General features: G+C 46.0%; 9 protein-coding genes and 1 pseudogene. 1 reads left to right on the top strand and 9 read right to left on the bottom strand.

Going from position 1 to position 12,167, the window contains the following annotated elements; genetic code table 11:
• Positions 1-803 precede the first annotated feature (803 nt).
• The 9 genes from IEV18_RS00445 to IEV18_RS00485 form a co-directional block, all read right to left on the bottom strand.
• Positions 804-2,270: a DUF3298 and DUF4163 domain-containing protein gene (locus IEV18_RS00445; RefSeq protein WP_188390388.1), complete on the bottom strand. Its 1,467-nt coding sequence runs from the start codon at positions 2,268-2,270 to the stop codon at positions 804-806.
• Positions 2,271-2,473: 203 nt separating this feature from the next.
• Entirely contained in the window at positions 2,474-4,030 is a 1,557-nt protein-coding gene (locus tag IEV18_RS00450) for an ROK family protein (RefSeq protein WP_188390389.1), read from the bottom strand.
• The gene (locus tag IEV18_RS00455) at positions 4,030-5,121 is read right to left on the bottom strand and encodes an S-methyl thiohydantoin desulfurase family protein (RefSeq protein WP_188390390.1); all 1,092 of its coding nucleotides are present in this window, start codon (positions 5,119-5,121) and stop codon (positions 4,030-4,032) included. Before IEV18_RS00455 ends, IEV18_RS00450 begins: the two co-directional genes overlap by 1 nt.
• A 138-nt stretch (positions 5,122-5,259) precedes the next feature.
• On the bottom strand, positions 5,260-6,570 hold the full coding sequence (locus tag IEV18_RS00460; protein WP_188390391.1) for a purine-cytosine permease family protein: 1,311 nt from the start codon (positions 6,568-6,570) through the stop codon (positions 5,260-5,262).
• A gap of 158 nt (positions 6,571-6,728) precedes the next feature.
• A complete protein-coding gene (locus IEV18_RS00465; protein ID WP_188390392.1) occupies positions 6,729-7,316 on the bottom strand; it encodes a TetR/AcrR family transcriptional regulator in 588 nt (195 codons plus the stop codon).
• Positions 7,317-7,560: 244 nt separating this feature from the next.
• Positions 7,561-7,794 carry a hypothetical protein gene (locus IEV18_RS00470; protein WP_188390393.1) on the bottom strand — a complete coding sequence of 78 codons (234 nt, stop codon included), beginning with the start codon at positions 7,792-7,794 and terminating at the stop codon, positions 7,561-7,563.
• A gap of 135 nt (positions 7,795-7,929) precedes the next feature.
• Positions 7,930-8,217: a hypothetical protein gene (locus IEV18_RS00475; RefSeq protein ID WP_188390394.1), complete on the bottom strand. Its 288-nt coding sequence runs from the start codon at positions 8,215-8,217 to the stop codon at positions 7,930-7,932.
• Between the two features lie 985 nt (positions 8,218-9,202).
• Positions 9,203-10,351 carry a YeiH family protein gene (locus IEV18_RS00480; RefSeq protein ID WP_188390395.1) on the bottom strand — a complete coding sequence of 383 codons (1,149 nt, stop codon included), beginning with the start codon at positions 10,349-10,351 and terminating at the stop codon, positions 9,203-9,205.
• 247 nt (positions 10,352-10,598) lie between these two features.
• Positions 10,599-11,762, bottom strand: coding sequence for a M20 metallopeptidase family protein (locus IEV18_RS00485; RefSeq protein WP_229733500.1), 1,164 nt, complete (start codon positions 11,760-11,762; stop codon positions 10,599-10,601).
• Positions 11,763-12,030: 268 nt separating this feature from the next.
• On the opposite strand from IEV18_RS00485, the pseudogene IEV18_RS00490 reads away from it, so the two are divergent.
• A pseudogene (locus tag IEV18_RS00490) lies at positions 12,031-12,167 on the top strand (IS1380 family transposase); the annotation flags it as partial.

Raw genomic sequence — 12,167 nt, forward strand, 5'->3', positions numbered from 1 at the left:
AGGCTCCCCCAAAATCTAACGGAATCTGTGCCGCCAACGAAATGAATAAACTTGCCGGAAAAAAGCTGCTCCTAAACTTTTGATTAGGAACAGCCTTCTATTTAACCGCTTACATTTATGTCTTCAGATGAAATGGATTTTTTTCTCTGATTTATTCTAACGGAAAATTCCAAGATTCAGCGCTTTGCCTGAATTCTAACGCACCCGCTTCATAATTCAGCGGAATCCCGTGGGAATTCCGCTTTTCATGGAAATTTTCTAACGGAAAATTCCGGAATTCAGCGCAGCGCACGGATTCTAACACTTTTATTTATCATTCTAACGATTTGCGAAAAGATTCAGCGTTTCTGCCATTTTTTCTAACGGAAAAAAATAAATTTCAGCGCTTTGCCTGAATTCTAACGCACCCGCTTCATAATTCAGCGGAATCCCGTGGGAATTCCGCTTTTCATGGAAATATTCTAACGGAAAATTCCGGAATTCAGCGCAGCGCCTTTTTTCTAACGCTTATATCTATCATTCTAACGATTTGCGAAAAGATTCAGCGTTTCTGCCATTTTTTCTAACGGAAAAAAATAAATTTCAGCGCTTTGCCTGGATTCTAACGCACCACTTCATAATTCAGCGGAATCCCGTGGGAATTCCGCTTTTCGTGGAAATATTCTAACGGAAAATTCCGGAATTCAGCGCAGCGCACGTATTCTAATGCTTATATATATCCTCTATCCGCCGGCAGCTCCAATCCACAAAAGATGCCCGCACCTGAAATCTTCTGTCGTCAATTCTATCATTATATCACTCTTCTAAAACGCGAGACCTAGTTCATCCAGCCGAATTTCCGCTTCGACAATCCCTGCCGCATACGGTCCGACTTCATAAGGCTGGAAGAAAATAATCAGCGTTTGTTCCGTCAGCGCAAAGGTGGAAAAGTTTTCCCATCTTGCTTCCGTCGCTTCCGGGATGACGTCGTAAAATAAACCTTCCTGATTCATCAGCTGGTCATGGACAAGGGCCGCCAGTTTCTCCAGCTTTGCCGTATCCCCTTGAAGCACGTCCTCCAGCCTCCATAAAGCACCGCTCTGTTTGTCATAGGTGAAGGTTTCGACAAAAGCATTCCCGTGGACGCCGCCTTCATACGTGCTGTGGAGAAACTGCATCGACACGTACCGGTCCGTCTCCGCAATCTCCTCAATTTTGACAGTAAACCAATACGATTGTCCGTATTCCTTAGCGGTGGATTCCATTTCTTTCGCAGCAGCCCAATATTCTTGAAACTGCTCCTCCATTTTTGCCGCGATATCCTGATCAATGTTTTCGATGCCGAGCTTCGGATAGGCGACGGAAGCTTCCACCCATTCGTTCCGCTCTTCCTTGATGATGATGTCATACCCGCTGATATTTGCGCTGCGTTCTGTCGGCGCTGTTCCGGCGCCGGATTCATTTGCCGCCGTTTCCTCCGCTCCTTCAGATTCCTCTGTTTCCGCTGCAGCTTCATCACGATATTGAGCAGCCAATTCCTCGTTCAAACTGGAATCGGAAACATTCCGTGCCATGACGAATCCGTCCATGGCGTACACGATAAAGGTTTCTTCGCCATTTTCCACTTCATCAATCAATTCCAGTTCACCGGGCATATCGTAATTTTCTGCGAGCAGCTGATAATAGTCCTCCAAGTCGGCGAAGGTCAGCTCCAGCGGTTCTTCCTCCGCAGAAATAAATTCATCGTCACTTAATTTCCAGCTTTCTTCCTCCTTTATAAACTGAACGATACGTTTTCCCGGAGTAACGTATTCCGCCTCGTCCGCCAGCAGGAGGTAACTCGCTTTCAAAGAATCTTCCGTCTGCTCGACGACTTCAAAGCGAACCCCGATATCTTTGGAAGACATCCCCGACCCGTCCAAAAAATTAAAATAAGCATATAAATACGTCTTCACATAATCGTCCAAGGATGGTTCCGCAATGTAGTCTGCCAGGGCCGCTCTCGTAATCTCCATTCCTTCTTCATAGATTTCGGCATCTTTCGGTTCCAGCCAGTCGACCTGCATCCATTCCTGGGAGTAATCTTCCTGAAGCTTCTCCATCTCCAATTCAATATTGCGGAAACCTTCGATGACGATTTTCTTTGCTTCCTCATCGGTCAGTTCCGGAGCTTGTTCTGTTTCTTTCGGCTCCGCATCATTTGCTTCACGCGCAGGCTCCTCTTTTCCGCCGCAGGCTGTCAGCAATGCAGCTGCGATTATGAAAAGAAACAGTGTAATACTTTTTCGCATATAACCACCCATTCTACTCGTTTTGCAGTCTAAAAAATGACATTACTGTCATTCAACCAAAGCAGGCTAGATTTGTAAAGTAATAGATTCCTATATTGTTCCAAATACATCGGGAAACAGCACTAAATAACCCCATGGCGGGTAAACAACCATGGGGCTCCATCTTTATATAGAGAGGGTCACACAATTTTTTTGGCAAAAACTTAACGCAGTTCTCCTGCCGCTTTTACGCGGATTCTCGTCGCATTTCCCGGCAAATATGCCAGCGGAACGTCTTCAATATCGACGATGACAAGACTGTCTTTATTTGCTCCTGCGGTCACCGCTTCTTCCTTCGCTTCTTCCTTCGCCGCTTCCAATGCATTTTCCCGGCCGACTTCATCGAGCAGATAAATTTTTTCAATTTGGCCGCTCACTTGGGAGATAGCCGAACCGATGGCATTGGCAACTCCGGAATGTTCCGGACGGATAACTTCGGAAGCCCCCTCTAATTCCGTCGGCAGGAGAATGCTTCCGCCGCCGACGAGAATGACTGGAATCGGATCGGCGCTCGTTTTCATCTTATCGATCGCTTCTTCTACCATCTCTACCATTTTGGCATAGACCCGTTCCAATAGCGCCCGGTCCAAATGAGCCACTTTGGCTGGATCGCCGAGCTCTGCTTTCCCGAGAGCAACGGCAACGTCTGTTGCTGTAAGGGTATCTCCGCCAAAGATCAGCGCTTTTTCCGGCAGACGGTAGCCGACACTGTCCGGCCCAATGGTGAAATCCCCATTATCTTTGATGCGGATAATCGTCCCCCCGCCGAGACCGATGGAAACTAAGTCCGGCATGCGGAAGTTCGTGCGGGCTCCGCCGATTTCCACCTCTAAGGAAGATTCCCGCGGGAAGGAATTTACTAAAATCCCCACATCCGATGTTGTTCCGCCTACGTCAACGACGATCGCATCGGTTAAATCGGCTAAGTAGGAGGCGCCGCGCAGGGAGTTTGTCGGGCCGCAAGCGACGGTAAAAATCGGATATTTCACGGCGTAATCAACGGACATTAACGTTCCGTCATTTTGCCCGAAAAAGACGCTTGCGTTAATTCCTTCATTTTTCAGCGCCTGAATAAATCCGTCGGCAGCGGTTTTTGCCACATTCACAACGGAGGCATTCAGGATGGTCGCGTTTTCTCTTTCCAGCAGGCCGACCGAACCGATTTCTGAAGATAAGGAAATTGCGACGTCCGGGCCTAATACTTCGGCGAAAATATCCCTGGCCCGTTCTTCATGAACCCGCGAAACCGGAGAAAATACGGACGTAATCGCAATCGAATCGACTTTGCCTTTTACTTCATTGGCAATCTCATATAGATGGGCTTCATCTAACGCTGCGATTTCCCGGCCGTCAAATTCGTGTCCGCCGCGCACGAGATAGACGTATTTGCCTAGCGCTTCCTTCAAATCTTCCGGAACGCCGGTCAATGGCTTCACCGCTAACGTAGCCGGCGCACCAATCCGGACAACGGCTACATTGTTCAGCCCTTTTCGCTCCACAATCGCATTGGTGCAATGGGTTGTCCCGAGCATGGCATAGCGGATGTTTTCCCGGTCGACATTGGCCTCGGTGATTACTTTATGCATCGCATTATAAATGCCCGTTGTAACATCCGTCGTTGTCGATGCTTTCGTTTCTGAAACGACTTCATTGTTTTCATCTAATAAAACTGCGTCTGTATGGGTTCCGCCTACATCAATTCCGATACGATAAGTTCCCATTATTTCGCCGCTCCTTTCACCAGTTCTTCCACCGGAACATAATCCACATCATAGCCAAAATATCTCGGCCCGACGGTTTCAATTCCTTTCTCCGTCCGCCATTTTGGATGACACGGGATGCCGATGACGACACATCTTGCCCCATAACGGATTCCTTCCGTCGTAATCGGCAGCCCTGTCTCTGCGTCAAGGACAGCAATCAAGTCCGGCGTGACACAAAGCAGCTGTTTTTCCGTCTGGGCAATGAGATGTTCGTTTTGGAACCGGAGCTTTAATGTTTCATCCTTATATTTGTCCATGCCTTCAAAGGTGGCAACGCCTCTCGCAAAGCCTGTTTCCGTTTTCCGGTCAATATCCGTCACTTTTCCCCGGAATAATTCAAAGCCGCCCACCGTCTTCAGCACTTCTTCAATGGCATTGGCATTATTCTCCTTCGCTAGGCGAATCGTTTTACCGATTTCTTCTTCCAGCTGTAAAATGTTCGGAATGCCGCTTGCTTTAATGTCTTTACCGCGCATCGAATACATAGCATTCATGACGGAACCGCCCATTTGTATCGTTGCCGCCCGGGCAATTCGTTCCGTCCATACGTTGTCGATCGTCGACAGCAATGCAGTATTTCCTTTTTCGTCGGCAATGACAGCCGGTGTGGCGGAAATGCCGTCCAGGTAGAAGGTAACCATTTGCAGTTCCGGGAATGCACGCCCCATACCGTCCGCATCAACGACCGGCAGCCCTAATCTAGCAGCGAGGACGAAAGGCAGCATCGAGTTTAATCCGCCGGCCTCAATCGGAAACGTGGCATAAATTTTTTCTCCTAAATATTCTTCCAGCTGCTTAAAGGCGACAATCGCCTCTTCCCCGCTCGGCACTTTTTCCAGCATAACCGTCGGCGCCCCCATCATCGAAGACGGAACGAGCAGGGCATCGTCGGGAACTTCCTCCGGGTCTAACACAGTGACCGGTCCAAATTCTTCGATCGCCTGCAGCGCCATTAATTTTCCGATATACGGGTCTCCTCCCCCGCCGGTTCCAAGCAAGGCTGCTCCTACAGCTATATCTTCAATCTCTTGTTTCCCTATTTTTCTCATATTCGTGAATAACCTCCTGCATGCAAAATGTTGTCGTTTTGGCATTACTTCCAGCAGCAATGCAAAGATGCAGCTCCATGTTCCATTTCAGAAAACGGTGCAAACTTCCCGCGGCCATGGAGCTGAAGTCCCTTTTTTTTATGCTGCATTCCCTGCTGCTTTCGCCTTTAGAGCTTTGACGACTAATGCGCCGATATAGTACACGACACCGCTGATGATCAAGGAATTCAGCGAAGGAATGCCGATGGTGATGACGTAACCAGAGGCAAATCCGGCCGCCCAGGAAATCAGCGTAATCGGATGCATTTTCCCGATATTTTCCGGCAAGGTACCCTTTTCCCTTGTTTCGTCCAATTCCTTCCGGTATGTTTTCAGGATGAAGTATTCGACCACGATAATACCGGCAATCGGCGGAACAAGTACGCCAAGGAATGTCAGAAAGGCAACGAAGTGATCCAAAATTCCCATTACCGACAATACCGTTCCAATGACGCCGATGACCAACGTAACCATGCCGCGATTTAGTTTGATGTTAAACATCGAATCAAAAATATTTGTGAAACCTAACGAAGAGGAATAAAGGTTCAAGTTATTAATTTTAACCGTCGATAAAATAACGACCAAGGCGCCAAACCAGCCGGAAGTTTGCACCATAATGCTGACAACGTCATTCGTTCTCGCAGCAAGGGCGAGGAGTACCGCAATCATATTAATTCCCAGCTCACCGACTAGCACCCCGATCGTCGCCATCCAAAATACGTCTTTGCCGCTTTTCGCAAACCGGCTAAAGTCCGGAGTAATGACCGCGCCAATAATAAATCCGCCAGCAACCATCGTTGCCGCTGCGCCCATGGACAGCGGCTCGCCAGCCGGGGCAGCAGAAATCAATTGGCCAATGGAATGTTCGCTCAATACGTCGAAAATGCCGTAGCCGACCGCCAATAGAAAGAGCGGGACGGTAATCGTCGCGGTAATGCTTAATAATTTAAAGCCAAAAATAACAAGCACGGTGACACTCAAACCTGTAATAACCGCCGCAGCGGCAAGCGGAAGTTTTCCTCCGGTGGACTGGACAATTCCTTCCGCAAATACTGAGTTTTGGACGCCAAACCAGCCGACACAGGAAATGGCGATGACCCCGCCGATAATGCTTGACCCGTATCGGCCAAAGCCGGTATACCGGGACAATAGACTCGTCGAAAGTCCTTCTCTCGCACCGGCATAACCTAACAGAAAACTGATAACCTGTAAAATGACACTGCCGAGCATCGTTGCCCAAAAGGCTTCCCAGAAGGTCATTCCGTATCCGAGGGCCGCCCCCAGTATAAACTGGGAAATCGTTGCCAGCGCCCCGACCCGTATAATTGTTATGCTCCAAAGGGATTGCCTTGCCGACATCGGCACCCTTGTCAGCGAATAGTCATCCCCAATATTTACTTTCTTTTGCATAAGTTTTCCCCCAATTTCGTGATTCGGAACTTAAACATGAGGGATTTCAAAATAGAAAGACCCGCATGTTGAATGACGATATTTTCCTGAAATTTATTAAAAATCCCATTATCGGCTTTTTTCCGAAATATATTGATAAAAATTTTCTTTTGTGGTGATTATGCATACTTTTCGTCCAGCTCATCAAACAACGCCCGGATGATTTGAATGGCAAGGGTTACTTGCTCCTCAAAAGCTTCATCCTTATACAGCTTGATCCCCCAAAAAACGCCATTGCCGATCAGCACAAACTGTTTAATGATCCGGTCAATTTCAGCAGCCGTAATGTTCGGATAGCTTTTTCGCAACAGGGATTCCAGCGACTCGGACAGCCACTGATTGTAGCGCTGCATATGCTGAAAGAGATAGCTGGAAATTTCTTTCATCGGCGCGGTGACGAGGGAAATATACGCATCCGTTCCCTCCATATCCCCTTTGTGGTGAGCTACGATTCCGTGAATCATCGCAACGAAAATCTCTTCAACAGGCCTGTCCTGATTTTCTTTAACGATGCTCTCCATCTTCCGGAAATGGTTATCCAGAAGCTGTTTAAATGCAGCCATAAACAATTCTTCCTTATTTTTGTAGAAAAAATAAATGGACGCCGGCTTAATGCCAACTTCATCAGCGATTTTCCGCATTGTGGCGCCGTGATATCCGTGAATCGCATATAGCTTTATAGCTGCGTCGATTAATTTTGTATGCAATATATCACCACCTAACGATTGTTAGGTACGATTATATATGCAGCTAATTTGATTTGTCAATAAATTATTTGACAATTTTCGTTTCATAAAATTTTTTCTTTATTCTAAGAAAGCGCAACCAATGCTGGTACATAAACATTGGTTCCGCTTACGAATTTTTTTAATATTTTTTGATTTATTCCGCAAAAAAAGCAGAAGGATAATCCCTTCTGCGTTCACTATTTCACCGTATGCGGCGCGTATTTTATCCAAAACGCGTATGAAACCACCAAACAATAACGATCATACTGACGATTCCCCAAACCGCAGTGCACCCTATCCACCAAATGATGGATTTAGCTTTTTTTGCTGCACTTTCCTCGACTTCCGTATTTGCTGCGATCAAAGCGAGCTTGCGTTCCATCCCTTTTTTCATGAAAGCGAGGACAACCAATCCGATGATGACGACACATATGAATATCCAGAGCAATAAGTCCACCCATTTACCTCCTTTTTGCAAAATTAATCCTCAGTCCAGGCCCCTTTGCCAATGATGGATGAAAAGGGAGCGATATGTTTGCCGACTTCCAAAATTAAAGCATTCCGTTACTTAGTAAAAAATTTTTAAATAGGATTACCCTGCCAATGCAAGGCGGATGATAGTGTAGACCAAAATATAAATGACATATAGCGGCAATAACTTTTCGGTATAACGAGCGGGAATCTTTTTTATCATCAAGTATTTCATGACTGCTTTCACAAGATACACGATCAAGAAAACTATGATTAGACCAAATATCGTTTTAAGCCACACATTATTTATAATGTTTTCTAATATGGGAATTACTCCTATACCGATCGTTATCCCAACAAAAGTGCAAAATTGTTCAATAGACTTTTCCTTATTTAATGATTGTGCCATTGATTATCTCCTTCCTTCGTGGAGATATTTTATTGTTGGATTTTTTTACATTTTATCATAATGTACTGTTAATTTTTATTATTTTAAATATTCTACCAAAAGAAATACCTCCCGAAGAAAAAAAGAGGACGGACCAAAAAGATACATCCCCACGTTTATGCCTGGGACAAGCCGCCAATCCGGCGTTTTAATTCCCTGCTTTCTTCGTTCAGTCCCGTATATTGTACGGTAATGTTGTTTTGGGCAAATTTTGCTTCGATGTCATCGAGCGCTTGTTGATGACGACTGTTTTATCGGCATTTCACAGGATTTCAGCGGCCCCAGGCTGCTTTTCAGCTTTCCTCGAAATTTTTCGGCGCTTCTTCTTTTTTTTCGAGCACATAAAATTTTTTATCTGTGTTTCACAGGATTTCGGCGGTCCCTGCTCCCTTTTCAGCTTTCCTCGAAATTTATCGGCGCTTCTTCTTTTTTTTTCGTGCACAAAAGATTTTTTATCGGCGTTTCACAGGATTTCGGCGGTCCCAGGCTGCTTTTCAGCTTTCCTCGAAATTTTTCGGCGCTTCTCCTCTTTTTTCGACCACATAAAATTTTTTATCGGCGTTTCACAGGATTTCGGCGGTCCCAGGCTGCTTTTCAGCTTTCCTCGAAATTTATCGGCGCTTCTCCTTTTTTTTCGAGCACATAAAATTTTTTATCAGCGTTTCACAGGATTTCGGCGGTCCCTGCTCACTTTTCGGCTTTCCTCGAAATTTATCAGCGCTTCTCCTCTTCTTTCGAGCACAAACGATTTTTTATCGGCGTTTCACAGGATTTCGGCGGTCCCAGACTGCTTTTCAGCTTTCCTTGAAATTTATCGGCGCTTCTCCTCTTTTTTCGACCACATAAAATTTTTTATCGGCGTTTCACAGGATTTCGGCGGTCCTTCATGGCAAATAGAAAAACTTGCCCATTTCCGATCAGAAACAGGCAAGTATATGTTCCTATTTTACATATGCACGAAGCCGCCAAATAAAGAAACGAACACGAGGCTGATGATTCCGACAGAGACTGCTGCGGTTAATCCGATATAAAACGGCTTCAAGCCTAACCCTTTAAACATTTTGAAGTTCGTGGACAAGCCGACTCCGGCCATGGCCATGCCAAGCAGATAGGTCGTGCCAAAGGAACTAAGCCCTGCATACACTTGCTCCCAAGCCGCTGGCGCTAAGAAGCCAAAGGCGCTTCCTGCACTTTCCATCGTCGCATCGCCAATCGTCCGCACTACCGAAAGAAGCAAAAAGCCGATGACGAATAAAGGGATAAACGTATACCATTTTGGCAGTTTTGTTTTCTCGTCAGCTCCTTCATGACCTTTCCGATAAAACAAATAGGATACAATCGGAATAATGGCGATAATAAACAGATTTCTCGTTAATTTCGTCACGGTTGCCACCTCTACAACCGCTTCACTTTGGAACATTTGGTCGTAAATTAATGCTGCACCGGCCACCTGGGCGGTATCATGGATGGCCGTACCTAAAAACAGCCCCGCTTTCATCGGTTCATCGGCAAATAACAGATTGGCGAGAAAAGGATACGCGAGCATTCCCGTTAAACCAAAAATCGTAATATTGGCGACCGCATAGGAAATCTCGTTTTCCTTCGCCTTGATGACGGGAGACGTTGCCATAATTGCCGTTACGCCGCAAATGGACGTTCCGCTCGCAATCAGCGTTCCGAGTCGCTCTGATTGTCCCATTTTTTTCGTTAAATATAATGTGATCATCAGCGCTGCAGCAATACAGGCGACAATCAGAGGAATGCCATAGGCGCCAAGTTTTAACGCTTCCATCAAACTGAGCCTTAACCCAAGAAGAATTATCCCAGCCCGCAAAATAAATTTCATCGAAAACGTAATCCCTTTTTTAAACCGCTCGTGCAGCGGGAAAACATTTCGGATTACCATCCCGAGGAGAATGGCGACGAAAATACCGGAGACGGGCGTTTTACTCCCTGCCGTTAATATTCCGGCCTGCTGCATCAAAAAGCCAATAAAATCCGCTGCGTAAATGCCTGCCAGCATCACCGCGAAAGAAAGCAATAAGCCGGGGAGTATTTCCAGTATGTAGGAAGCTTTATTTCTCATTTTTCCCATTGGATGTACATCTCACTTTCCATTCACTCAACTGTATATGTAATAAAAAAAGCCCGCAAGAAAAAGGGCTATGGACTTATCATAACGTATTACTGAGTTTATGAAAACGGGGTTTTCCCTGAATTTCACCTCGATTGCTGCAGGCAAATTTGTGACGGATGCCACGTCAGCACCCTGACAGCAAAAGTAAACCGCGATTTCCAAAAATGCCCGGTCGTCCTGCCTGACACTGGAACCTCGGTACATGTTAATCGATCCAAATTCGGATCGTGTTTTCCTTTAATTCATTTAGCGTATCGATGGCAACCTTTGCCAAAAATGCGGCGCCCATCGGGAGCACTTCTTCGTTAATATTAAACCGGGGATCGTGCAATCCCTTTTGCTCTTCGCTATTTTCCATTTGGGCGCCAAGAAATATGTAAGCTCCGGGGATTTTTTCTAAAAACCTGCTGAAGTCTTCCGATGCCATCGCGGGCTCAATCATCGGCGTCGCATCTTTTCCAAACAGATTCTGTGCAGAACGGCGGGCAAGCCGGGCCCATCTTGGAGTGTTCACCGTCGCCGGATATCCTTCCTGATAATCGATTTCCACTTCATTATTGTACATTTCTGCCACGTTCGTCGTAATCTCGTAAAACCGTTCTTTTATCCGCTTCCTGGTATCCTCGCCGAACGTGCGGATGGATCCTTCCAACGTGACCGTGTTGCCGATGACGTTATGGGCGGTTCCGCCATGAATCGAACCAATCGTAAGGACGGACGGATGCCGGGGATCCAGCGAGCGGCTGACAATCGTTTGCAAGCTGACAATTAAAAAGCCGGCGGTTACGACCGGATCCGTCGTTAAATGGGGGAGGCTCGCATGACCGCCTACTCCTTTCAGGATCACCTTGAAATTATCGCTCGCACCGAGCATTTCTCTGTCCCGGATTCCGATTTGTCCCGCAGGAAGATACGGCCACACGTGCTGTGCGTAAATCACATCCGGCATAAAATCTTCAAAGACGCCTGCTTCCATCATCGGTATCGCCCCGCCAACAGGGGATTTTTCTTCTGCCGGCTGAAAAACGAGCAGTACGGTACCGTAAATTTCGTCCTGCAAGTTCTTTAAAATTTTTGCCGCACCGAGCAGCATCGCCATATGGGCATCATGGCCGCATGCATGCATGACACCTTCATGCACGGAAACGTAGGAATGGTCGTTTTCTTCCTGGATGGGAAGCGCATCCATATCCGCCCGCAGTGCAACCGTTCTCCCCTCATGCTTTCCTTTAATAATTCCTAAAATCCCTGTTCCTGCAATCTCGCTCCGGTAAGGAATGCCGTACTCCCGTAATTTTTTTTGAATAAAGTCTGCCGTCTCATGTTCCTGATAGCTTAATTCCGGGTGCCGATGCAAATACCGGCGCATTTCAATCATCTCATCCCGCATGCTTCTAGCAAGCTGCCGGATTCTTTCTGTATGAATGATGATCCCCCCTTTTTTCCTGCTATTAGTAATACTGTATTTGAAAAAATAAAATATATCCTGAATTATTCATAGAAAACTTTTGATTACTTTTGAATGCTTATTTATCAAGCGTTTCATCTGACTTGATCATGCATCAAATAAATGAAAAAAGAATCCATTTCTGTTAAAGTTAAATCACGACAAAATAACCACAGAAAGGATTCTTATAATGGCTACTTTACCGCAATTAACTTTAGATTTCAATCGTCAAATTAAATTGTCAAATGATGGGGGTTCTCTTTCTTCTGATACAGGTGAATTTATCTTTAGGGAATTCGATGAGAAAATCGGATTCTCTAAAACCTT

Origin of the sequence: Compostibacillus humi (assembly GCF_014637175.1) — a bacterium.
GTDB classification, from domain to species: Bacteria; Bacillota; Bacilli; order Bacillales; family Amphibacillaceae; genus Oceanobacillus; species Oceanobacillus humi.

Coding starts and splice junctions, on each gene's coding strand:
- IEV18_RS00445 (WP_188390388.1), bottom strand. CDS start 2,270: ATGCGAAAAAGTATTACACTGTTTCTTTTCATAATCGCAGCTGCATTG.
- IEV18_RS00475 (WP_188390394.1), bottom strand. CDS start 8,217: ATGGCACAATCATTAAATAAGGAAAAGTCTATTGAACAATTTTGCACT.
- IEV18_RS00485 (WP_229733500.1), bottom strand. CDS start 11,762: ATGCGCCGGTATTTGCATCGGCACCCGGAATTAAGCTATCAGGAACAT.
- IEV18_RS00480 (WP_188390395.1), bottom strand. CDS start 10,351: ATGGGAAAAATGAGAAATAAAGCTTCCTACATACTGGAAATACTCCCC.
- IEV18_RS00460 (WP_188390391.1), bottom strand. CDS start 6,570: ATGCAAAAGAAAGTAAATATTGGGGATGACTATTCGCTGACAAGGGTG.
- IEV18_RS00455 (WP_188390390.1), bottom strand. CDS start 5,121: ATGAGAAAAATAGGGAAACAAGAGATTGAAGATATAGCTGTAGGAGCA.
- IEV18_RS00450 (WP_188390389.1), bottom strand. CDS start 4,030: ATGGGAACTTATCGTATCGGAATTGATGTAGGCGGAACCCATACAGAC.